We start from the raw sequence: 22,821 nt of genomic DNA on the forward strand, positions 1-22,821 counted from the left end.
GCGCGGCGCGTTTCCGCGGTCCGGAGGCGACCGCCGGCCGCTGGGAGGGTGGCAGCGGGCCAGGCAACTGGAAGCGCGGATCCACAATGATCGGCACTATGAACACGCATCGGGAACAGGCCCTTCGATGAACCTGCAGGACGTCGTCGACGAACTCGCCCAGACGCTCGGGCGCAGTGTGATCATCGACGGCGCGGACTCGATGGCGGTCGCGACCAGCGGCGCACGGGCCCAGCCGCGGCGGCTCGCGGTGCCGATCCGCGACGAGAGCGGCCAGCTGGGCACGCTCTGGCTCGCTGCGGAGGAGGACCGGCCACTCACCTCGGCGCAGTACTCCGTCATCGACGTGGCCGCCGGCGCCGCGCGGCAGATCCTGTCGCAGGAGGCGGGCGCGCCGGAGGACTCCTCGCACGGGGCGGTCATGCTCCGGCTGCTGTCGGACGACGCGGGCGCGCGGCGGCGAGCCTTCGCGCACGCGGCCTCGCGGCGATGGATCGAACGCGGTGAGGGGACGCTCGTGCGCGCCGTCGCCGTCGACCCGGACGCCGGCGTCCTGGACCGTCTCGCCTTCGGGCGGCACATGTCCGCACTGAAGGGCGTCGACCTCGCGTTCATCGGTCAGCGGGACAACATCCTGTACTTCGTCGGGCGGGTGGCCCGCACGATCGACCGGCCGGCTGACGGCGCGGGCGACCCGACCGCCGTCGTCCTGCAGCGGGAGGCCGCCGCCCGCGGGCTGCGCCTGCACGGAGTGGGATCCGCTCGCCTCGACCGGAGGGACGAGGACCTCTCGGTCTCGGCGGAGCAGGCACGACGCGCCGCCGAGATCGTGGCCTGGCTGCCGCACATGGGAGGCGTGGCCGACTTCGCGCAGCTCGGCGCGTGGGTGCTGCTCGACTCGATCGACGCCGACGGCTCGCACGTCGGCTCGTTCTCCCCGGCCGCGGCGAAGCTCTGGGAGGAGGGCAACGCCCTCCAGCTGGAGACGGTCGAGACCTTCCTCGACACCTGCGGTCGCGTGCGGGATGCGTGCGAGCGGCTCCACATCCACCGCACGACGCTGTACTACCGGCTCGACAACCTCCCCGAGTCGGTGCGCGCCGCCATCGACGACGGGATGAGCCGGAGCGCACTGCACATCTGCCTCAAGCTCCTGCGCTACTGGAAGGCCACCGGCCGCATCTCATGACCGCCTCGACCAACGCCACCGCCCGCGCGCGCACGCCGCGCGTTGCGCACGGCGCCGGATTCTGGATCGTCGCCGTCGCCTTCCTGCTGGTGATGGCGTACTCGACGGTCCCCACTCCCCTGTACCCGCTCTACCAGCAGCGCGACGGATTCCCGCCGTTCGTGATCACGGCGATCTTCGCCGCCTATGCGGTCGGCGTCATCGTGGCCCTCTACTTCGCGGGTCACGTCAGCGACTGGCTCGGCCGACGGCGCGTGCTGGTGATCGCCGTGCTCATCTCGACCGTCTCCGCCCTGATGTTCCTGATGTGGACGGAGGTGCCTGGACTGCTCGCCGCACGCTTCGTCAACGGCGTCAGCATCGGAATCCTGACCGCGACGGCCACCGCCCATCTGGGCGAGCTGCGCTCGGTGGTCAAGCCCGACGAGAACGCGGTGGTCGCAGCATCGGTCTCCGGCGCAGCGAATCTCGGCGGTCTGTCGCTCGGCCCCCTCATCGGCGGCGTCTTCGCCGACTTCCTGCCCGCGCCGCTGATGTTCCCGCACCTGGTGTTCCTGGTCATCCTGCTCGTCGCCGCGCTCGCCCTGCTGCTGGTCCCGGAGACGGTCGACGTGCCCGAGACCGCCCCGCGCTACCGGCCGCAGCGGCTCTCCGTGCCGGCGGGTGCGCGTGCACCCTTCCTGGTCGCGGCCTTCGGCGCGTTCTCCGGCTTCGCCGTCCTGGGGCTGTTCACCTCGCTCGCACCCACCTTCCTGGTGTCGACGTTCATGGCCGGGGACCACCTCCTCGCCGGTGCGACGTCGTTCGCGGTGTTCGCGGCGGCGGCCGCGGGCCAGCTCCTGCTCGCTCCTCTGCCGGTCCGTACGCAGTTCGGGCTCGCCGTCGCGGCCTGCAGCAGCGGACTCGTCCTGGTCGCCGTCGGCGCCCTCGTGCCGCAGCTCGCCGTCTTCATCGCCGGGGGCCCCGTCGCGGGACTCGGGGTCGGCCTGCTGTTCAAGGGCGCCGTCTCCACGACCATGTCGCTCGCCGATCCCGCCCGCAGGGGTGAGACGCTCGCCCTCATCTTCCTCATCGCATACTCCGGACTGGCGATCCCGGCCCTTCTCGTGGGCGCTTCGCTCTCCTTCGCTCCCCCGACGACCGTGCTCCTCGTCTTCATCGCCGTTGTGCTCGTCGCGACGACCCTCGCCGGCAGCATCATGCGGCGCCGCGCTCCGCGGCGCCGACGCTCGACGATGTCCTAAACCTCGCCAGAGTTGGCCTGATCCGCTCTCATGCCCAAGCGCTCGCGCCGCCGAGAATGATTCGGGATCACTATCCGAATTCTCTCGAGGGACGAACGGATGAGCGTCGCGAAAAGCACCACACCACTGGGCGAGTACCTGCGCGCCCGGCGCGAGCTGGTCCAGCCGCACCAGGTCGGCATCGTGGTCCAGCCCGGCCGCCGGGTCCCTGGCCTCCGCCGCGAAGAGGTCGCCGAGCTGGCCGGCGTGAGCCCCGACTACTACCTGCGTATCGAGCAGGGTCGCGACCGGCGCCCGTCGGAGCAGGTGCTCACCGCCCTCGCCCGCGCCCTCCTGCTCGACGAGGACAGCCGTCAGTACCTCCTGCGCCTCGCCCGCCCGCGCCCCTTCATCCGGCGGGCACCCGACGACGGACGGATCAGCGACGGGGTCGCCCAGCTGCTCGCGCAGTGGGACCATACCCCGGCGTACGTCACCGACGCGAACCAGAACATCCTCGCGGCGAACGCCCTGATCGACGGCATCGCCCCGGGGATCCTCGTGCCGGGGACGAACATGCTCGTCTCCGGCTTCGAGAGCTACGCCCGCCTGAGCGCGACGCTCGCCGACCCGACCGCGGAGGAACTGGAGGTCGTCGAGCTGTGGGAGCAGACCCTCCGCGAGCTGACGGCCTCCATGCGCTACTACGGCGACCCCGACGACCCGCGGCTGCAGGAGATCGTGGGCGCGCTGTCGGCCCGCTACCGCCTGTTCCGCACCATCTGGGCCGAGCACGACGCGAAACCGCAGGTCTCGGGAGTGAAGCGCGCGTTCGTTCCACCGCTCGGCTGGATCGACTTCCGCTGGCAGACGCTCGAGATCCCGCGGACCGCCGGTCAGTTCATCACGACGTTCTTCGGCGAGCCGGGATCGGCGGCCGCCCAGGCGATCGCCTACCTCGCGGCGCGACCGTCGCTCGACGACAACCGCGCGACCGCGATCCGCGCCTCCTCGTCGACCGGGACGAACACCATCAGGGCGTTGTCCTCGTAGTCGGGCACGTTCAGAACGGTGTAGTCCGTCCGCACGGTGCCGACGGCGGTGCCCTCGAACTCGATGTAGCCCGACGTGCGCGGGAGCGTCTCCGGAGCCGCCCAGATCTCGGAGAACTCGCGCGACTTGGCCGACAGCTCGCCGACGATCCGCTGCGACGCGCGATCCTCGTCGTGCTGGTCGAGGGAGTCGCGCAGCAGCCCCGCGACCACGCCCGACATCTCCCGCCAGCGCGGATGCTCCGCGTTGCGCTCGGGCGAGAGGAAGGCGAATCGCGCCAGGTTCACTCCCGGCGCGAAGGCCGGGGACAGCGCCCGGGCCAGCGGCGTGGCGTCGAGCACCTGCAGCCGGCGGTCGTAGAGGATGGCCGGCACGGTGTCGCGGAACGCGAGGAGCCGATCCGGGCCGGCGTTCTGCTCGGGGGTGCCTTCCCTGGCGCTCATGCTTCGAACCTACGTGGTCAGCGCGGCCCGAAGGTGACCCCCGCATCCACACCTTCGGATGCCGACGGCTCGACGGTCGACCTGCTGGTCTGGAACCGGCGCTGGTACTCGGACGGCGTGATCCCGAACCGTGCGACGAACGCCCGCCGGAACGAGACCGGGGAGCTGTAGCCGGTCGCGGCGGACGCTTCGGCGACGGTCGTGCCGGACTCGAGATGGCTCACGGCCAGGTCGAGCCGGATCGCGCTGACGTACTCGATCGGCGTCGCGTCGAGCTCCTCGCGCATGATCCGGGTGAGGTGGCGCGGGCTGATGTTCACGTGGGAGGCGAGGTCGCGCACGGCGAACGACCGAGTCGGGTCCGCGTGCACGAACTCGGTGACCGAACGCGCTATGGGTGATCGGGCAGGCGGCCCCTTGAGAGAGGCCGAGAACTGCGACTGCGATCCGGAGCGCTTCATGTAGACCAGCAGGAGCTGCGCGACACTCCGCGCGACGTCGGCGCCGTAGTCCTGTTCGAGGAGCGCCAGGGCGAGGTCGATACCGGCCGCCACCCCGGCCGAGCTGTGGAACCGGCCGTCGTGGACGAAGATCGCGTCGGGCTCGACGGTCACCTTCGGGAAGGCGACCTGGAGGGTCGGCGCGAACTTCCAGTGCGTGGTGGTGGTCCGGCCGTCGAGGAGCCCGGTCGCGGCGAGCGCGAACGCGGCCGTGCAGATGGAGGCGACGCGGCGCGAGCGGCCGGCGAGAGCGGCCACGGCGCTGAGCACCTCCTCGGTGAAGACGGAGGGCGCCCCTTCGGAACCGGGCACGATCAGGGTGTCCAGCTCGCCGACGTCGTCGACCGACGCCTGCACGCCGACCCGCACCCCCATCGACGAGGTGATGTCATCCCCCGATGCGGAGATGAGGACGATGTCGTATCCCTCGCTCCGCTGGGAGGCCTCGTGGAAGACTTCGGCCGGCCCGACGAAGTCGAGCATCTTCACCCCGTCGAAGACGAGGATGCCCACTCGCGGTCGCCGGCGCCCATCGGGTGATGCGACCATGGGGATCCTCTCGAATCGTCATTCTGGAATAGAAATTCCATTAAACCGCGAGATAGGCCAGGACGGCCACCCCCGGCGTGTTCGGCTCGGCGAAGATCGTCGTCAGCACGTGACCGGGTCGGCCGGGGATCGCGAGGTTCTGGTAGCGCAGGTCGACGAGTCCGAAGCCGTCGACGGAGTGCCGGGCGATCCCGTCGGCGAGCGGCCAGGCATCGTGGCGCGGCCAGAGCCGAGCGAAGACCGGGCTCGTGGCCGAGAGCTCGTCGACGATCTGCTGCCGTCGGGGGCTGAGCGGGTCGCTGTGGAAGCGGAGGGCGGCGACGAGATGCGCGGCCGACTCCTCCCACTCGATGGCCACCTCCTGCGTGTGGTCGCTGAAGAACGCGACGACGTTGTTCCGCCCGACGTCGAGGAACCCGCGGCCGACCTTTCCGGCCAGGGCGTTGGAGGCGACGATGTCGTGGTTGCCGTCCGTGATGTACGCCGGGTTCTGGCGCCAGTGGTTGAGGAGCTCGAGCAGGCTGTCGTCCGGGGTGTCGGGTGAGTCCTGGTCGGAGAGCTCGCCGTAGGCGATCCGGAAGACGTATTCGGTGGCGTAGTGGTCGAGCCGGAGTGCGCGGGCCAGAGCGCCGAGCACCTGCTCCGACGGTCGCTGGTCGCGGCCCTGCTCCAACCGCAGGTAGTAGTTCTCGCTGACCCCGGCGAGCTCGGCGACCTCACTCCGTCTGAGACCGGTCACTTTCCGTCCGGGATCCACCGGGATGCCGACATCCTCCGGGGCGACGAGCCCCCGTCGTGCGCGCAGGTACTCGCCCAGCACTGTCGCGCGCGTGACCACGAGAAGCTCCCATCCGGAAGTGTTTCAATTTTGAAATAGTACCCTGCGTTCGGATACTACCGGCGGTCGAGTCGTACGCACCGCCCCCGTGATTCGACAGTCGTCCTATCCCCTCCCCGTCACCCGCGACTAACGTCGGCAGCGACACGGAAAGGCGGACGGACACCATGGACGATCTGACGGGAACCGCCGACGAGCGCCGGCAGCGGCTGAGCGAGCTCGCCGCCGAGGCGGAGTTCGAGGCCGAATGGCTGCAGCGCCAGCTCGCGCTCGTGCTGGAGGAATGGGCGCGGGCCGAGAGCGAGCTCCGGGTCGCCGCGGAGCGCCGCGAGGACTACTAGCCCGCCATTCGAGCAGACGTGAAGCGGCGCAGTCCCCCCGCGTCTACTCGCGGTCGCTCACGCCGGCAAAGGTCTTGGGATAGTCGCTGAGCCACGACCAGTGGCTCAGCGGCCAGCTGACCACGAAGGCTTTGCCGACGACATCCGCCATAGGCACGGTGCCACGACCTGGGTCGTCCATGTGGTAGCGGGAGTCGGCCGAGTTGTACCGGTTGTCGCCCATCACCCAGACCCTGCCGGCGGGCACGGTCACCTCGAACGGCTTGCCCGAGACCTGCTGCACGCCGGCGGGAAGGAGCACGTACGGCTCCTTCAGCGGCACGCCGTTGACCGTCATCTGACCGAGCGCGTTGCAGCAGCTGATCTTGTCACCGGGGAGGCCGATGAGGCGCTTCACGAGGTGCTGGTCACTGTCGGAGGCGCCGAGTCCGACGAAGTCGAGCACCGCGCCGACGCCCTTCTGGAGCGCGTTGCTGTTGTCCGGGGCGGGCGCGGGCAGCCAGCCGCCCGGATCCTTGAACACGACCACGTCGCCGCGCTGCAGCGGAAAAACGCGCGGCTGGAGCTCGTTGACGATGATCCGGTCGTTGATCTGGAGGGTGTTCTCCATCGACCCGGAGGGGATGTAGAAGGAGCGCGCGACGAACGTCTTGATCAGGAACGAGACGAGGACCGCGACGACGAAGATGACGACGACATCCCGCAACAGCGACTTCCACCCAGACTTGCGAGTGGCGCGGCGAGGGCGGGTCGTGGCGGTGCTGTCGGTCACAATGCCTATTGTGGCCGCTAGCGAGTCCTGGACCAGACGGCCCTGTGAGCACTGGTAGTTCGCCTCCACGAGTTTGGTGCTCAACACCCCGAATGTCCGCGCATGATGCGCGCCGATAGGTGATCACGCGACACCGAATAAGTAAGCCGGCTGAAGCTCACTACGGGTTTCTGACCACGCTGGGGTGGCGTCGCTTTAGCCCGCCCGCAGCCCCGCGAGCAGCAGCCGCACCATCCGTTCCGCGCGCGGCGAGGTCGCGGTGCCTGCCGGGCCTCCCCCGTGGCACAGGTTGGCGACCGCGCCCAGCAATTCGTACGGGTCGACCTCCTGCACGACGTCGCCGGAGGCGGTCGCCGCCGCGAGCAGCCGCTCGAGCGTCGGCGCGAGGTGGGTGGCGAAGTACTCCGCGAGCGGTTCGTACGCGGGGTCGCCCGAGTGGAGGGCGGAGGCGAGACCGAGCTTCGTCGCCACGAACTGTGTGTACCGCATGACCCAGCGATCCAGGGCCTCGCCCGGCGGGTACTCCGCCTCGATCTCGGGCGCCGCCTCGACGCACGCGTCGATCTCGCGGCGGAACACCGCCGAGATCAGGTCGGAGCGCAGCGGGAAGTGGCGGTACAGCGTCCCGACCCCGACGCCGGCCCGCTCGGCGATCGCGCGCACTGGTGCGTCGACGCCGGATTCGGCGAAGACCGCTTTCGCCGCCTCCACGAGGGACGCGACGTTCTGCCGTGCATCGGCCCGCCGGGGGCGGACGGCGGAGTCGGTCATGCGGGCTCCCTCTGGCGTGCGGGACGCATCCCGGGTATCGTCGTCTTGTAAACGGAACGTTGTTCCGGTTAGAGTGGTCCTCCAACCGGAGCATTGTTCCGATTCACCGATCATACGACACCCCGACCTTCCCGGTGCCGCGATCCCGATCCGTTCTGGAGCAGACAGCATGCAGTATCGAACCCTCGGCCGCACCGGCATCAAGGTCACCCCCTACGCCCTCGGCGCCATGATGCTGGGGTCGCTCGGCAACCCCGACCGCGCCGACGGCATCCGCATCATCCACCGCGCGCTCGACGCCGGTATCAACTTCATCGACACCGCCGACCGCTACGGCGACTCCGAGGAGGTCGTCGGCGAGGCACTCAAGGGCCGCCGCGACGATGTCGTGCTCGCCACCAAGTTCTGGGGCCCGGTCGACGACGACATCAACCACCGCGGGGCCTCCCGGCGCTGGATCATGGAGGCCGTCGAGCGTTCGCTGCGCCGCCTCCAGACCGACCACATCGACCTCTACCAGTTGCACCGCCCCGACACCGACACGGACATCGACGAGACGCTCTCGGCACTGACCGACCTCGTGCGGCAGGGCAAGGTCCGCGCGATCGGCAGCTCGTCCATGCGCGGCTCGGAGATCGTCGAGGCGCAGTGGATGTCGGAGCGCCGCGGTTTCGAGCGGTTCCGCACCGAGCAGCCCAACTACTCCATCCTCGACCGCGAGATCGAGCGCGAGATCCTCCCCGTCGCCCAGCGCTACGGGATGGGGACGCTCGTCTACAGCCCGCTCGCCGGCGGCACCCTGACCGGCCGCTACCGCGCGGGTCAGGAGAACGACAACTTCCGCTCCACCCGCACCGGGATGCGCCACTTCCGCGACGAGCGCCGGCTCGCCGCCGTGGAGGAGCTGGTCGCGCTCTCCGATGACACCGGCGTGAAGCTGACCCACCTCGCGATGGCCTTCGTCATCGCGCACCCGGGCGTCACCTCCGCCATCGCCGGCCCGCGCACCATGGAGCAGCTGGAGGACACCCTCGCGGGCGTGGACGTCTCCCTGTCGGACGAGATCCTCGACCGCATCGACGCGATCGTCCCGCCCGGCGAGAGCATCGGCGCGATGGACATGGTCTACCGCGGGCCGGAGGTCGGCGACGCCGCGCTGCGTCGGCGCCCGCTCGCGGAGCGCACGGCCGCGTAAGCCCCCGAACCCTCCGCCGAAGTTGATCTGCCACGATACATAGCGTGGGGACTCTTCTTACGGCCGGCAGTCTGGCGCTCCTTTTCTCGCTGCTGCTCACTCCGGCCTTCATCCGCCTGTTCCGGAAGCTCGAGCTCGGTCAGTTCATCCGGGAGGACGGACCGAAGTCGCATCACGTCAAGCGAGGCACCCCGACGATGGGCGGGATCGTCTTCATCCTGGCGACGCTCTTCGGGTTCTTCGCTGCGGCCCTGCTGAACGGCGGGGAGGGCATCACCGCCTCGTCGCTGCTCGTCCTGCTGATGTTCGTCGGCATGGCCTGCGTCGGGTTCGTCGACGACTATCTGAAGGTGCGCAACCAGCGCAGCCTCGGTCTCGGCGGATGGTCGAAGGTCGCCGGCCAGCTCATCGTCGGGACCCTGTTCGCCGTGCTCGCGATCTCCCTCCCGAACGCGGAGGGCGTCGCCCCGGCCTCGACCGCGATCTCCGCGCTCCGCGACATCCCCGCCCTCGACCTCGCCCGCATCGCGACCGGCGTGCCGATCGTCGGCCTGGTGCTCTACGTCCTCTGGGTGAACGTGCTGGCCGCGGCGACGACCAACGGCGTGAATCTCGCCGACGGGCTGGACGGGCTCGCGACCGGCGCCTCCATCCTCTCGATCGGCGCCTACATCTTCATCGGCTTCTGGCAGTTCACGCAGTCCTGCACGAATGGATCCCTCCATCCCGACAACGTCGCGAAGTGCTACTCGACGGCCGACCCGCTCTCGCTGGCGATCGTCGCCGCCGCGATCTGCGGCGCCCTCGTCGGCTTCCTCTGGTGGAACACCAATCCGGCCAAGATCATCATGGGCGACACCGGCGCGCTCGGACTCGGCGGCGCACTCTGCGCACTCGCCATCGAGACGCACACGGAGCTCCTGCTCATCCTGATCGGCGGCCTCTTCGTCATCGAGGCCGGCTCGGTGATCCTCCAGCGGGCCTACTTCAAGACCACGCACGGCAAGCGGCTCTTCCTGATGACGCCCATCCATCACACGTTCGAGCTCATGAACTGGCGCGAGGTGACGATCGTCGTGCGGCTCTGGATCGTCGCCGGGATCCTCATGGCGGTCGGCGTCGGCGGCTTCTACCTGGAGTGGCTCGGCTAGCCCTCCGTAGCGGGCCGTGACTACGGCAGTCGACCACGGTCGCTACTGATTCTGCGCCCGCCACCGCGCTCGCGGGGCCTCCGGTGTCCCAGAGTGGACGCGGGTCGTCCTCTGTCGCGGGTTGCGACGTTCGGCCGCTTCCGCCGGCGTTCGGGTCGCCAGCGGAACAGAGCGCGGGCGCGGACTAGGAACCCGCCCGCGCTCCCCTTCCCCCCGAGTCCCGACCGCCGCGCCTCCGCGCCTCCGCCGATCGGGGAGGCGTGGCGCGCATGTGGTCACGGACCTTGCCGAGCGAATCGGCGAGTACGGCGACCTCAGCGTCCGTGAGGGGTGCGAGGAACATCTTCCGGAGCACGTCGATGTGGCCGGGGAACACCGCGGCGAGCACGGCGCGGCCGCCGTCCGTGATCGTCACCGTCACACTGCGCTCGTCCTCGACGGACGGAGCGCGGGTGACCAGGCCCGCTTTCTCGAGCAGCCCCGCCTGGTGCGTCAGCCCGCTGCGGCTGTAGACGACGCCGTCCGCCAGGTCGGTCATGCGCTGGCGGCCGCCGGGCGAATCCCCGAGGCGCGCGAGGAGCTGGAACTGCACATAGCTCAGGCCGCCGGCATCCCGCAGCTGCTGCTCGACCGTGTGGCGCAGGAGGCTGCTCACCTCGATCAGCGCGAAGTACGCATTCAGCTGCGCGGGCTCGAGCGGGGCGGATTCGTCGGTCATGCACCGATCATACTTGCTTCGACATCGAAGCACTGCTATCGTCACTCTCAGTTGCTTCGACATCGAAGCAAAACACGAACCGGTCACCGGATCGACAGAAGGAGAAGACCATGAAGGCAGTGCGTTTCCACGAGTTCGGCGCCCCGAGCGTCCTCACCATCGAGGACGTCGAGCAGCCCGTCCCCGGCACCGGAGAGGTGCGCATCCGCGTCGCCGCGTCCGGCTTCAACCCGGCCGACAACGGCATTCGCGCCGGCAGCCTCCCCATCCCGGTGACGCTGCCGCACATCCCCGGCTACGACGTCGCCGGCACCGTCGACGCCCTCGGCAGCGACGTCACCGGCTTCGCCGTGGGCGAGGCGGTCATCGGCTTCCTCCCGATGACGGCCGATGGCGCTGCCGCCGAGTACGTCATCGCCCCCGCGGACGTGCTCGTCGCCGCTCCCTCGAGCATCCCGCTGACCGATGCCGCCGCCCTCCCGTCGGTCGGCCTCACCGCCTGGCAGGCGCTCTTCGACGAGGGGAGCCTCCGGTCGGGTCAGCGCATCCTGATCGTGGGCGCCGGCGGCACCGTCGGCGGGTACGCGGTCGAGCTGGCCGCGAAGGCCGGCGCGTACGTGATCGCGACGGCCAGCCCCCGCAGCCGGGCATCCGTCACCGCCGCGGGCGCGGACGAGGTCATCGACCACACCGCCACCGCCCTGCTCGACGCCGTGACCGAGCAAGTGGATGTGCTGCTCAACCTCGCCCCGATCGACCCCGCCGAGTTCGAGGCGCTGGTCGGCCTCGTGCGCGACGGCGGGATCGTCGTCAGTACGACGGCGTGGATGCCGGCCCCGAGCGACGAGGGCCGCGGCGTCCGCGGCACGGTCGTCTTCGTCCGCAGCGACGCGCAGCAGCTCGCCGAGCTGGCGTCGCTCGTGGACAGCGGCGACCTCCACATCGAGGTCGCGCGGCGTGTCTCGTTCGTCGAGCTGGCCTCCATCCACGAGCAGTCCGCGGCGGGGACGCTGCGCGGGAAGGTCGTGGTCGTGCCGGACAACGCGTGACGGTCGCGAGCGAGCGGGGCGCCCCTTCCCGCGCCCGACGTTCTGGACAAAAGTAGGACTACGGAGGCGGCGTCGGAGGTTACCGTGAACGCGCTCTCCGAAATCAGCAGAGAACGTCCCACCGTCGAACCGCACCGATCGGCTCGACACGACCTGGAGGTTGATCATGGCGTTTGTGACCACAGACGATGGCGCAGAAATCTACTACAAGGACTGGGGCAGCCCGGACGCGCAGCCCATCATGTTCCACCACGGCTGGCCGCTGTCGTCCGACGACTGGGATGCCCAGATGCTGTACTTCCTCGGCAAGGGCTACCGGGTGATCGCGAGCGACCGCCGCGGCCACGGCCGGTCGTCCCAGATCGGCACCGGGCACGACATGGACCACTACGCCAGCGACGCGTCCGCCGTCGTCGAGCACCTCGACCTGCGCAACGCCATCCACATCGGGCACTCGACCGGCGGCGGCCAAGTCGCGCGTTACGTCGCGAAGTACGGGGAGCCCCAGGGACGCGTCGCCAAGGCCGTGCTGGTCTCGTCCGTGCCCCCGCTGATGGTGCAGACCGACGCCAACCCCGAGGGGACCCCGATCTCGGTGTTCGACGGGTTCCGGGAGGCGCTGGCCGCCAACCGCGCCGAGTTCTTCCAGGCCGTCGCCGCCGGCCCGTTCTACGGGTTCAACCGCCCGGGCGTCACGCCGTCGGAGCCGGTCATCGCCAACTGGTGGCGCCAGGGCATGACGGGCAGCGCGCTCGCCCACTACGAGGGCATCAAGGCGTTCTCCGAGACCGACCAGACCGAGGACCTGAAGGCGATCACCGTCCCGGTGCTGGTCACGCAGGGCGACGACGACCAGGTCGTCCCCTACAAGGACGCGTCGGTCAAGCAGGCCGAGCTCCTCCAGAACGCCACGCTCAAGATCTACGAGGGCTACCCGCACGGGATGCTGACCACGCACGCGGACGTCATCAACCCCGACATCCTGGCGTTCATCCAGCAGTAGCCGAGCCGGCTCGAAACAGCGACGGCGCAGCCGGGGGATTCCCGGGTGCGCCGTCGTCGTCTCAGTTGCGCCAGATCGACACGTCGTCGACGTTCAGCCACTGACCGCCGGACCCCGCCGACCAGATCCCGATCGTCGCGGATCCCGTGCTGACCGTGAAGGTCAACGTCCGGGTCTGCCAGCCCGGGACCGCCGTCGACAGATCGGAGTGCCGTTCCGCTCCCCCGTAGTTCTTGACCACGAGATAGGCGGACGACTGACCCCCGCTGCTCTTCACGTCGGCACTGAAAGTGTAGGTGCCTGCGGGCAGCGTGACCTGCTGGACCGCCCACGCGCTGTACGACGTCGCGAAGGTCTGGGTCAGCTGCCGATTCGAGGCGCCGGTCGTGTCCTCGACCTTGGTCGCCCCGGCCGTGTAGCTCGTGGCCCACTGCGGGATCGCGGTGCCGGCGACATCCTGATCGAAGCGGCCGTTCGCCACGGCGTTGTAGTCGAGCGTCCCGGCAGCGGCGTTCGCGTGCACGTCGGTCGCACCGATCAGGGTGGGAGTGTCGCCGGAGAAGGTCAGCGGGTACCAGTCGTTGCGGCCGATGCCGCCCGGCGCCGTCGTGTCGCCGGGGCCCTTGTAGAACTCCGAGTAGCGGTCGCCGTTGTACAGATACGACGTCCCCGACGATCCGATCACGGGGATGATCTGCTCGAACTGCGTGTTGAACGAGTTGCCCGACGCGGGCACCGTCGCGACGTTCGCCCACGGCGTCCAGCTCGTGAGGTTCGTGCTCGTCCGATGACCGGTCGCCGTGCCCGCCCACCAGTTCATCCCGGAGGCGAACCAGTGGTAGGTCGAGCCGATCTTGATGATCGCGGGCGCCTCGTGGTGGTTGCTCGGGTTGTTGTAGTCCTTGTAGACGATCGACTGCACCGCCGTCCAGCTCGGGTTCAGCAGGGCGATGCTCTCCCAGTAGTTGTCCGAGCTGCCGTTGTCACCGACGTACACGAGGTAGGCGTTCGCACCGTCGACGAACAGGGAGTGGTCGCCGGTCGTGTTCCCGTCGACGAGCGAGGCGCCGAGGTAGGTGTACGTCCCGTCGATGGTCGGGCTCGTGGCGAACGCGATGGCGTTGCGCTGCTCGCCGTCGGCCCGGAGATGCGGGACCTCGAAGTCGAGCACCCAGGTGCCGTTCGGGTTCTGCGCGAGCTGGGGCCGGCCGAGCCAGTTTCCGGGCGTCAGGTCGCCCGCCGTGTCGCCCGGCACGCCCACCCCCTGGGACAGCAGGGTCTTGTCGAAGTGCCAGGTGGTGAGGTCGGTGGAGCTGTACAGGTTCACGTTCTTGTTCGGGCCGTCCTTGAACGAGACCCCGACCCAGTAGTACGTCGAACCGACGTGGAGGACGTTGCCTCCCTGAGCCCGGATCGGATTGCCGGCGTCATCGTTCCACACCGTGTCGTTCGCGATGGATGGGGTGGGGCCGGCCGCCTGGGCGGGCAGCGCCGCCATCCCGATCGAGGCGACGACTGCGGCCACCACTGCGGCGACCGTGGTCGCCAGAGCACGTCTGTTGAGTTTCACCGAGGTTCCCTCTCCGTTGATGGAAACTGTTGCGTGCTCATTATTTGCGCATTCTCGCGAGCTGTGCAAGCGTAGTGACAAATAATTTACCGGGAGCATCGACACCTCCGCGGTACGAAGGAGTAGCGCGACCATGCAGCAACAGACGGTCACTTCGGACGTCACGGTCATCGGAGGCGGGCTCGCCGGTGTCGCCGCCGCCATCGCCGCCGCTCGGGCAGGCGCGAGGGTCGCGCTGATCAACAACCGCCCGGTCCTCGGCGGCAACTCGAGCTCCGAGATCCGGGTCTGGGTCTGCGGTGCCACGGCGCACGGCGCCCAGAAATACGCCAGAGAGACCGGGATCATGGGAGAGCTGTTCCTGGAGAACCAGTACCGCAATCCCGAAGGCAACCCGTACTTCTGGGACCAGGTCGTGCTGGATGCGGTGCGCGCCGAGCCCGGCATCAGGCTCTTCCTCAACACCGACGTGACGGAGGTCGACGCCGACGGCCCCGACGACGACCGTCGGATCATCGCCGTCACCGGGTGGCAACAGGGCTCCGAGCGGCGGCTCACCTTCACCGGCGCGGTGTTCATCGACGCCAGCGGCGACGGACTCGTCGGCGAGCTCGCCGGCGCCTGGTACGCGTCCGGCCGGGAGGCGGCGAGCGTCTACGGCGAGGAATGGGCGCCCGAAGTCCCCGACGACAACATGCTCGGCAGCACCCTGTTCTTCTACACCAAAGACGTCGGCGAGCCGGTGCGCTACGTCCCGCCGTCGATCGCGAAGGACATCGCGGAGACCAGCATCCTGGTCCACCGCCGGATCGACACCCGCGCCAACGGCTGCGACTACTGGTGGATCGAGTGGGGCGGCGAGCTCGACGCGGTGAACGACAACGAGCGCATCCGCGACGAGCTGTGGGCGGTGGTCTACGGGATCTGGGACCACATCAAGAACTCGGGGCTCTTCGACGCCGAGACGCTGACGCTGGAATGGGTCGGCTCGGTGCCGGGCAAGCGCGAGTACCGCCGGTTCGTGGGGGATCACGTGCTGACCCAGCGCGACATCATGGCCCAGGAACGGTTCGACGACCGGATCGGCTTCGGCGGCTGGTCCATCGACCTCCACCCGCCCGGAGGGATGTACTCCACCGACCACGGCTCCAAACACCTGTTCACGTCCGGCGTCTACCACATCCCCTTCCGCTCGCTGTACTCCCGGAACACCCGGAACCTGCTCATGGCCGGGCGCGACATCTCCGCCAGCCACGTGGCCTTCGGCACCACCCGTGTGATGGCGACCTGCGCCGTCACGGGGGAGGCTGCGGGCGCCGGCGCGGCGCTCGCGGCACTGCAGGGGATCACTCCGCGGCAGGTCGCGACCGAGCGGATGGGCGAGCTGCAGCAGTTGCTGCTGCGCAGCGACGCCTCCCTGCTCGGCGTGACCTGGACGTCGCCGGACGATCTCGCGCTCACCGCGGACATCACCGCGTCGAGCACCCTCACCGAGCTGCGCGTCGACGCGTCACCTGCGGCCACCCCGTACCCCCTCGACGAGCACGACTTCGGCCTCCACCTCCCCGTGGATCCGAGGCTGGACCGCGTCGCCCTGCTGGTGCAGGCGGAGGGGCCGACCGAGGTGGTCGTCGAACTCTGGAGCACCGACGGCGGCGAGAACCACATCCCCGTGCGGTTCGTCGACCGGCGGACCCTGCAGGTCGAGCCGGGCCGCACCCGGATCGAAGCCGATTTCGGCTACGCGCCGACAGCGCCGGAGGACGTGGTCGTCGTCGTCCGGCGCGCTCGGGGACTCTCGGTGATCGTGAACCCGGAGCCTGCTCCGTCCGGAGTGCTCGGCCTGCTCAGCCGAACGCCCGCGACCGACCTGCACCGGCCGCAGTCCAACGCATGGTCGGCGGCGGAGCTGCGCAGGCACGCCCCCGTCTTCGATGCGACGCCCGCGACGCACGCCTACGGTGCCGGCCAGGTCGCCGGCGGTTACGCGCGACCGTTCGGCGGCCCCAACCTGTGGTCGTCCGACCGCATCGAGCCGCAGCGGGAGGAGCGGCTCGAGCTGCGCTGGGACGCCCCCGTCGTCGCGGGAAGCGTCGAGCTGGTGTTCAACGACGAAGTGGATGAGGACCTCGTGAACCTCCACCACCACCGCACGCCGTTCCCCGTGATCCCCGAGCTCGTGCGCGATTACCGCATCGAGGCCGCGACCGGCGACGGGTGGGTGACAATCGTCGAGGTGGAGGGTAATCGCCGCCGTCGTCGCATCCATCCGCTCGGCGGAATGTCCACGGACGCGCTCCGGATCGTCGTCGAGGCGACCAACGGGTCGGCCTGGGCGAGCGTCGTCGCCGTCCGCGTCTTCGGGTGACCGGGTCAGGCGGGGAGCGCGAACGACGCCTTGAGGCGCTGGGCCACCAGCATCCAGAGCACGGCACCGACGAAGTCGTCGCTCGCCCGCCCCGCGAAGTACTCCGTCCAGGTGCGACCGCCGCCGGTGCCGGTGTAGAGCACCAGGTCGGCGTCGCGCGTGACGAGCCCGTCCGGGACGCCGGTGATGACGATCGTGGTCGCTCCGTGGGCCGAGGCCTCCTGCAGGAACGACTTCACGATGTCGCTGTCGCCGTTGCGCGACACCGCGATGGCGACACCCTTCGCGTCGAGGAGGCTCGCGCCGACCTTCGCGGCGTAGGCGCCCTCGTGCATCCAGACGGGCACCCCGAGACGCATGAGCCGCATCGACAGCTCGTCGGCCGGAGGGCGGTCGCCCCACTCGCCGAAGATCTCGACCCGCTTCGCGACAGCGATCGTGTCGGCCGCCGCGGAGAGCAGCCCGAGGTCCACGTTCGACAGCGCGTTGCGCAGCGCCCGGAACTCGTGCCCGGCGAGCACGTTCATGACCTGTTCGGGCGAGTCCGTGGGAGTGACGTCCGGCCCGATGTCGCTCGCCCATCCCGCCTGCGACTCGCGCCCGGTCTCGTTCGCCACCGCTGCACGGAAGGCGGGGAAGCCGGAGTAGCCGAGCGAGACGGAGAGCCGCGTGACGGTCGCGGGCTGCGTGTCGGCCTGCGACGCCAGCCACGTGATGGAGTTGCGGCCCGCTTCGAACGGATCGGCCAGGACGATCTCGGCGACCCGCTTGCGCGCACCGGACAACGTCGGCAGCGCGTGCCTGACGAGCTCGAGCGGGCTGGGCTCTGCTGCGGTGCTCACGACGGCCTCCCTCACTGTGCGGCGCGAAGCGCCTACTGAAAATAAATTACACGAGAGGACGAGACATGCGCTTCTGGTACGGAGCCGATTACAACCCCGAGCAATGGCCGGAGGAGACCCAGGACGAGGACATGCGCCTCATGGTGGAGGCGGGCGTCACCGTCGCGACCGTCGGCGTCTTCTCGTGGGCCTTCCTCGAGCCCGAGGAGGGGCGCTTCGAGTTCGCGTGGCTCGACCGGGTGCTGGACCGCCTGCACGCGGCCGGCATCGGCGTCGACCTCGCGACCGCGACCGCCACGCCTCCGCAGTGGCTGTCGCTGAACCATCCCGACACGCTGCTGGTGGACGAGTGGGGTCACGTCCTCTCTCCCGGCAGCCGGCAGCACGTCAATCCGAGCTCGGCGACCTACCGGCGCCTGGCCGTCCGGCTGGTCCGCGCCCTCGCCGAGCGTTACGGCTCGCACCCCGCCCTGGTGGCGTGGCATGTCGGCAACGAGTTCGGCAACGACAACCCGCGCGACTACGGCGACGAGACGGCGCGGGCCTTCCGCAAGTGGCTGCGGCGCCGCTACGGCTCCATCGACGAGCTGAACGCCCGCTGGGGCACCGCGTTCTGGTCGCAGCGCTACGCGTCCTTCGACGAGATCCTCCCACCACGGGCCGCCCCCACCTTCGGCAACCCGGCGCAGCTGCTCGACTTCGACCGGTTCGGTTCGGACGCACTGCTCGACGGTTACCGGGCGGAGGTGGCGGTCCTGCGGGAGGCGACCCCCGGTATACCGATCACCACCAACTTCATGGGCCTGTTCAAGCCCGCCGACTACTGGTCCTGGGCGAGCGAAGTGGATGTGGTGAGCGACGACGCGTACCCGGATCCGGCGGATCCCGGCTCGTGGAAGGACGGGGCCCTGCAGCGCGACCTCATGCGGTCGCTCGGCGACGGCCGTCCCTGGTTGCTCATGGAGCAGTCGACCAGCGCGGTCAACTGGCGCGACCTCAACGCCCCGAAGCGGCCCGGGCAGATGCGCGCCCTGTCGTATCAGGCGATCGCGCGCGGCGCGGACGGCGTGATGTTCTTCCAGTGGCGGCAGTCGCGCCGGGGCGGGGAGAAGTTCCACTCCGCGATGGTGCCGCACGCCGGCACCGACACGCGGATCTGGCGCGAGGTGTGCGGGCTCGGCGACGAGCTGCGCCGGCTCGGCGATCTCGCCGGGACCCTGGTCGAACGGCCGGAGGTCGCGGTCATCGTCGACTGGGACTCGTGGTGGAGCATCGAGCAGCGGGCGACGCCCGCCCGCATCGATTACGCGGAGGTCATCGCAGCCTGGCACCACGCGCTGCTCGACCTGGGCGTCACCATGGACTTCGTGGCCCGCGACGGCGACCTCTCCGCCTACCGGGTCGTGATCGCTCCCGCCCTTTTCGTCATCGGAGAGCAGGATGCGGACCGGCTCGGCGCCTACGTGCGCGACGGCGGCACCCTGCTGGTCGCTGCTCCGGCCGGCGTCACCGATCAGGATGCTGCTCTGCCCGACGGCGGACACCTGGGGCGCCTGGCCGACGTCCTCGGCGTCCGGGTCGAGGAGTACGCGCCACACGGTCCCGCCGATCCCGTGCGGCTGACAGGCGCGATCGACGGCCCCACCGGCCAGTGGTCGGAAGTCCTGCACGCGCGCGACGCCGACGTCCTCGCCCGCTTCGACGGCGGCCTTGCGGACGGCGGCCCCGCCTTCACCCGCTCCGCGGTCGGCGACGGATCGGCGTGGTACCTGGCGACGGACCCGGACGACGCTGGGATCCGTGCGGTGCTGACGTCGGTGCTCGCCGACGCGGACGTCGAGCTGCGCGAAACCCCGGACGGCGTCGAGGTGATGCGCCGGGGCGGTCTGACGTTCGTGGTGAACCACGGCCCGGTCGCCGTGCGCGTCGACGTGGTCGGGATCGATCGGCTCACGGGCGACGCCGTCGACCGGCCGTTGCTCGAACCCTTCGGCGTCCTCGTCGTGTCCCTGGTTGACGCCGCTCAGCGCAGGGGACGCCCGGTGACGAGCCGGTTGTCCGGATCCAGGCGGCTCTGGGCAGCGAGGAGCCTCGCGCCGTCCGCCTCGGTCCAGAGCGAGAGCACCGCGCCGGGTTGCGGGGCCGGCCCGGAGAAGTTGAACTGGGCTCCGAGACCGGGCGACCCGATCCGGGACACGGCGTCGTCCACCAGCTCCCGGGACGACGCAGGATCCGAGGTGTCGTACGGAGCCGAGACGTAGAGGTTGAACTGCGCACCACGCGCCGTCGCGCTGTTGGGCGCCGCGGTGGAGCTCTCGTACGCTCCACCCAGATGACGCAGCTCGAGCAGCGTCGGGACGGGTCCCTCCGGGGCGGTCGCGATGCGGGTCATCGTCGCGATGGCGTCATCGTCGATCGCCGCCAGGTGACCACCCCGGTACGCCGCGGCCGTCGGGTCGACCGGGTCACGATGGATGTCCGGGAGAAGGTCCGGCGTCATCGGGCGCGCATAGTCGAGGATGACCGTGGCGGCGGCGGTCATCGGCCCCAAGAGCCGTCGGCCCGTCTCTTCGAGCTCGTCGTCGGCGGGGTCGATGTGCGCGATCCGCAGGTGCACGACGAACTGCCCACGAAGCTCCGGGGGCAGCGCGGGAGCGGTTGGCAGATGCAGGAGGGCGATGGAGGTCGACGTGCGGTCGTCGAGAGACGGCAGCCAGTCGCGATAGGCGGCGAGCACCGCGGCCGCCTCCTCGCCGGCGAAGTACACGCCCCCGCCGAACAGGGTCGGCACCTCCACCACCTCGAACTCGATCTCCGTCACGATCGCGAGCGCGCCTCCCCCGCACAGCGCCCAGTACAGGTCGGGCTCGCGTTCCGCAGTGACCTCGAGCGGCCGGCTCTCGGCGTCGAGGACGGTCAGCCTGCGGATCCGATCCGCGGCCATCCCGAACGTGCGGCCGATCGGCGAGAGCCCTCCCCCCATGCTGTAGCCGGCGACGCCGACGCCGAGGGACCCGCCCGCGAGCCCGGAGAGGCCATGCGGTGTCACCGCAGCCTGCACATGCGACCAGCGAGCGCCGGGCGCGACCGTCACACATCTGTCGGCGAGGTCCAACCGCAGCTCCGTCAGTCCGTCGACGCTGACCACGACGCCCTCCGCCACATCGCTGAGGAGGCCGTGACCGGTGTTCAGGATCGCGAGGTCCAGCCCCTGATCGGCCGACCAGCTCGACGCCGCGACGATGTCGCGCACGGACCGGGCGCGCACCACCGCTGCGGGGCGGAGCACCACCGACCGGTCCCACGTCGCGACCGCCGAACCGTACCCGTCGTCGCCGGGAGTCAGAACCTGACCGCTCACACGGCGGCGAAGGGCGTCGAGACTCTTCTGCTCCATCGAACCGACCTCCTCGAACGCGACGTCTTGCCGTCACAGTAGCGATCCGGTCGCCGGGCGTTCAAGCCTCCAGGGGACCGCGATCCGGCCGGGCGAGCCAGGTCGCACGCGACGGGAGGGCGCCGCCGAGCGCGAGAACGACGAGCTGGTTCTCGCCCGCGCGCGTCGCGGGGCCGGGCACGTACAGGGAGTGCTGCGGCCCGCGGCTCCAGAAGCGGCCGAGCGGCCAGCCGTTGACCCAGGCGAATCCCTTGCCCAGGTCCCGGGTGGCCAGGTGCAGGTCCGCCGGTTCGTCGAGGCGGAACGTCGACCGGGCGACGATGGGACCGCCGACACCGGTGCGATGGTCGGGGCCGGCTTCCAGGTAGCGGTCCGGATGGTCGAGGTCGATCGGATCCACGGACCATCCCCGCAACTCGCGTCCGTTCAGCGTGACGGGTCCGATCAGTCCCTTGGGCTCGCCGATCCGCGGCCCGTAGTTCACCCGCCCCTGGTCCTCCACCAGGATCTCGAGCAGCCGGGTGCCGTCCGGCAGTTCGATCGCGACATCGTTGTGCTCCCGCTCGAGGACGCCGACCGGGCGTCCGTCCGCGAACACCTGGGCACGGTCGCGCACCTCTCCGACCCGGAGCACGCCCGCGGCCGCCTCCGCCCGGTAGAGCGCCAGCCCGCGATATACGCCGAGCTCGTCCATGCTCGGTGCCGACGAGTGTTTGCCGCCGCTTCCGAGCGGCACGACCGACAGCAGCCGGGAAGCGGCGTCGAACGGGGAGGTGAACGCCGGGGCCTCCCCCGGATCGTTGCGGGTCCGCTCCGGGAGCGGGACGTACCTCCCGAGCACGGCACGGAACGCGCGGTACTTGGCCGTCGCGACGCCGTCCTCGCTGAGCGGGGCGTCGTAGTCGTACGAGGTCGTGGTGGGCTCGTAGTAGCCCTTGTGGTTGGCGCCGTTCGTGAGGCCGAAGTTGGTGCCGCCGTGGAACATGTAGATGTTGACCGAGGCGCCGGTCGAGAGGATCTCCTCGAGCTCGCGGGCCGCGGCCGTCGCATCGGTGGTGTTGTGGCGCCCGCCCCAGCGGTCGAACCAGCCGTCCCAGAACTCCGCGCACATCAGCGGCCCGTCGGGTTGGTGCCGCCGCAGCCGGCCGAGACGCTCGATCCCGTTCGATCCGAACGACGCCGTGAGGTGGGCGCCGTCGATGCGCCCGTCCTCGAGCATCCTGTCCTCCGGCTGGTCGACCGTCGTCAGCGGGACGGTGATGCCGCCGGCCCGCATCCAGCTCACGAGGGTGGCCAGGTACTCCTTGTCCGCCCCGTATGCGCCGTACTCGTTCTCGACCTGCAGCAGGATGACCGGGCCGCCGCGATCCACCTGGCGCGGGACGACGATCGGGAGCACCCGCGCGAAGTACTCGCCGACGGCGCGCAGATAGCGGGGGTCGGAGCAGCGGATGCGGCTGCCGCATTCGCGCGTCAGCCAGCCGGGGAGCCCGCCGTTGTCCCACTCGGCGCAGATGAACGGACCGGGACGGACGATGGCGTGCATCCCGGCCTCGGCGACGAGGTCGAGGAAGCGCCCGAGATCGAGCGCGCCGTCGCTGCGGAACGAGCCCCGTTCGGGTTCGTGCTCGTTCCACGCCACGTAGGTCTCGATGGTGTTGAGGCCCATCTCCTTGGCCGCGAGGATGCGGTCCTCCCACTGCTCCGGGTGCACCCGGAAGTAGTGCAGGGCGCCCGAGAGGATGCGGAAGGGCTGGCCGTCGAGCAGGAAGTCGCGCTCGCCGATCGTGAAGGTGGACATGACACTCCTGGAGGCTGGGATGCGGCACGGCGACGCAGAGGAGCGGCC

At 70.1% G+C, this 22,821-nt stretch carries 19 protein-coding genes and 1 pseudogene; 10 read left to right on the top strand and 10 right to left on the bottom strand.

Going from position 1 to position 22,821, the window contains the following annotated elements; genetic code table 11:
• The first annotated feature begins 127 nt into the window (after nt 1-127).
• From HNR14_RS06375 to HNR14_RS06385, 3 genes are all read left to right on the top strand, one after another.
• Nucleotides 128-1,189 (top strand): helix-turn-helix domain-containing protein, encoded by a 1,062-nt coding sequence (locus tag HNR14_RS06375; RefSeq protein WP_179700371.1) that lies wholly within the window; start codon nt 128-130, stop codon nt 1,187-1,189.
• Nucleotides 1,186-2,433 (top strand): MFS transporter, encoded by a 1,248-nt coding sequence (locus tag HNR14_RS06380; protein WP_179700372.1) that lies wholly within the window; start codon nt 1,186-1,188, stop codon nt 2,431-2,433. The genes HNR14_RS06375 and HNR14_RS06380 overlap by 4 nt, the downstream gene beginning before the upstream one ends.
• A 99-nt stretch (nt 2,434-2,532) precedes the next feature.
• A complete protein-coding gene (locus HNR14_RS06385; RefSeq protein WP_179700373.1) occupies nt 2,533-3,465 on the top strand; it encodes a helix-turn-helix transcriptional regulator in 933 nt (310 codons plus the stop codon).
• Here the strand turns inward: HNR14_RS06385 and HNR14_RS06390 are convergent.
• From HNR14_RS06390 to HNR14_RS06400, 3 genes are read right to left on the bottom strand one after another with little or no spacing between them, the layout of a single operon-like run.
• On the bottom strand, nt 3,366-3,908 hold the full coding sequence (locus tag HNR14_RS06390) for an MmyB family transcriptional regulator (RefSeq protein WP_179700374.1): 543 nt from the start codon (nt 3,906-3,908) through the stop codon (nt 3,366-3,368). The two genes, HNR14_RS06385 and HNR14_RS06390, sit on opposite strands and share 100 nt — an antisense overlap.
• Before the next feature lie 17 nt (nt 3,909-3,925).
• Complete coding sequence (locus tag HNR14_RS06395; protein ID WP_179700375.1) at nt 3,926-4,957, bottom strand: GlxA family transcriptional regulator; 1,032 nt, start codon at nt 4,955-4,957, stop codon at nt 3,926-3,928.
• A 40-nt stretch (nt 4,958-4,997) separates the two neighbouring features.
• Nucleotides 4,998-5,795: an MmyB family transcriptional regulator gene (locus tag HNR14_RS06400; protein WP_179700376.1), complete on the bottom strand. Its 798-nt coding sequence runs from the start codon at nt 5,793-5,795 to the stop codon at nt 4,998-5,000.
• A 167-nt stretch (nt 5,796-5,962) separates the two neighbouring features.
• Between HNR14_RS06400 and HNR14_RS06405 the strand changes: the two genes are divergently transcribed.
• A complete protein-coding gene (locus HNR14_RS06405; RefSeq protein WP_179700377.1) occupies nt 5,963-6,136 on the top strand; it encodes a hypothetical protein in 174 nt (57 codons plus the stop codon).
• Nucleotides 6,137-6,179: 43 nt separating this feature from the next.
• Here the strand turns inward: HNR14_RS06405 and lepB are convergent, their stop codons facing one another.
• The gene (lepB, locus tag HNR14_RS06410) at nt 6,180-6,908 is read right to left on the bottom strand and encodes a signal peptidase I (protein WP_343064427.1); all 729 of its coding nucleotides are present in this window, start codon (nt 6,906-6,908) and stop codon (nt 6,180-6,182) included.
• A gap of 195 nt (nt 6,909-7,103) precedes the next feature.
• Nucleotides 7,104-7,679 carry a TetR/AcrR family transcriptional regulator gene (locus tag HNR14_RS06415; RefSeq protein ID WP_179700378.1) on the bottom strand — a complete coding sequence of 192 codons (576 nt, stop codon included), beginning with the start codon at nt 7,677-7,679 and terminating at the stop codon, nt 7,104-7,106.
• A gap of 169 nt (nt 7,680-7,848) precedes the next feature.
• Here HNR14_RS06415 and HNR14_RS06420 point away from each other — a divergent pair, with 169 nt between their 5' ends.
• A complete protein-coding gene (locus HNR14_RS06420; RefSeq protein ID WP_179700379.1) occupies nt 7,849-8,874 on the top strand; it encodes an aldo/keto reductase in 1,026 nt (341 codons plus the stop codon).
• A gap of 44 nt (nt 8,875-8,918) precedes the next feature.
• Entirely contained in the window at nt 8,919-10,025 is a 1,107-nt protein-coding gene (gene mraY, locus HNR14_RS06425; RefSeq protein WP_179700380.1) for a phospho-N-acetylmuramoyl-pentapeptide-transferase, read from the top strand.
• Between the two features lie 184 nt (nt 10,026-10,209).
• On the opposite strand, the gene HNR14_RS06430 is transcribed toward mraY, so the two are convergent.
• Nucleotides 10,210-10,743: a MarR family winged helix-turn-helix transcriptional regulator gene (locus HNR14_RS06430; RefSeq protein WP_179700381.1), complete on the bottom strand. Its 534-nt coding sequence runs from the start codon at nt 10,741-10,743 to the stop codon at nt 10,210-10,212.
• A 110-nt stretch (nt 10,744-10,853) separates the two neighbouring features.
• On the opposite strand from HNR14_RS06430, the gene HNR14_RS06435 reads away from it, so the two are divergent.
• Together HNR14_RS06435 and HNR14_RS06440 are read left to right on the top strand one after the other, a co-directional pair.
• Nucleotides 10,854-11,792 carry an NADP-dependent oxidoreductase gene (locus tag HNR14_RS06435; RefSeq protein ID WP_179700382.1) on the top strand — a complete coding sequence of 313 codons (939 nt, stop codon included), beginning with the start codon at nt 10,854-10,856 and terminating at the stop codon, nt 11,790-11,792.
• A gap of 166 nt (nt 11,793-11,958) precedes the next feature.
• On the top strand, nt 11,959-12,795 hold the full coding sequence (locus HNR14_RS06440; protein WP_021762737.1) for an alpha/beta fold hydrolase: 837 nt from the start codon (nt 11,959-11,961) through the stop codon (nt 12,793-12,795).
• A gap of 61 nt (nt 12,796-12,856) precedes the next feature.
• Here HNR14_RS06440 and HNR14_RS06445 read toward each other — a convergent pair whose 3' ends face one another.
• Nucleotides 12,857-14,365: a glycoside hydrolase family protein gene (locus HNR14_RS06445; RefSeq protein ID WP_179700383.1), complete on the bottom strand. Its 1,509-nt coding sequence runs from the start codon at nt 14,363-14,365 to the stop codon at nt 12,857-12,859.
• 133 nt (nt 14,366-14,498) lie between these two features.
• On the opposite strand from HNR14_RS06445, the gene HNR14_RS06450 reads away from it, so the two are divergent.
• Nucleotides 14,499-16,733, top strand: a complete 2,235-nt coding sequence (locus HNR14_RS06450; protein WP_179700384.1) for an FAD-dependent oxidoreductase — start codon at nt 14,499-14,501, stop codon at nt 16,731-16,733.
• A gap of 5 nt (nt 16,734-16,738) precedes the next feature.
• Here HNR14_RS06450 and HNR14_RS21330 read toward each other — a convergent pair whose 3' ends face one another.
• Nucleotides 16,739-17,575, bottom strand: coding sequence for a MurR/RpiR family transcriptional regulator (locus HNR14_RS21330; RefSeq protein ID WP_051336948.1), 837 nt, complete (start codon nt 17,573-17,575; stop codon nt 16,739-16,741).
• A 65-nt stretch (nt 17,576-17,640) separates the two neighbouring features.
• Between HNR14_RS21330 and HNR14_RS06460 the strand changes: the two genes are divergently transcribed.
• On the top strand, nt 17,641-19,836 hold the full coding sequence (locus HNR14_RS06460; RefSeq protein WP_179700385.1) for a beta-galactosidase: 2,196 nt from the start codon (nt 17,641-17,643) through the stop codon (nt 19,834-19,836).
• A 641-nt stretch (nt 19,837-20,477) separates the two neighbouring features.
• Here HNR14_RS06460 and HNR14_RS20815 read toward each other — a convergent pair.
• Both HNR14_RS20815 and HNR14_RS06465 read right to left on the bottom strand, forming a co-directional pair.
• A pseudogene (locus HNR14_RS20815) lies at nt 20,478-20,972 on the bottom strand (FAD-binding oxidoreductase); the annotation flags it as partial.
• A 61-nt stretch (nt 20,973-21,033) separates the two neighbouring features.
• On the bottom strand, nt 21,034-22,773 hold the full coding sequence (locus HNR14_RS06465; RefSeq protein WP_179700386.1) for a glycoside hydrolase family 35 protein: 1,740 nt from the start codon (nt 22,771-22,773) through the stop codon (nt 21,034-21,036).
• Nucleotides 22,774-22,821: the final 48 nt, after the last annotated feature.

Origin of the sequence: Leifsonia naganoensis (genome assembly GCF_013410615.1) — a bacterium.
Lineage (GTDB): Bacteria > Actinomycetota > Actinomycetes > Actinomycetales > Microbacteriaceae > Leifsonia > Leifsonia aquatica.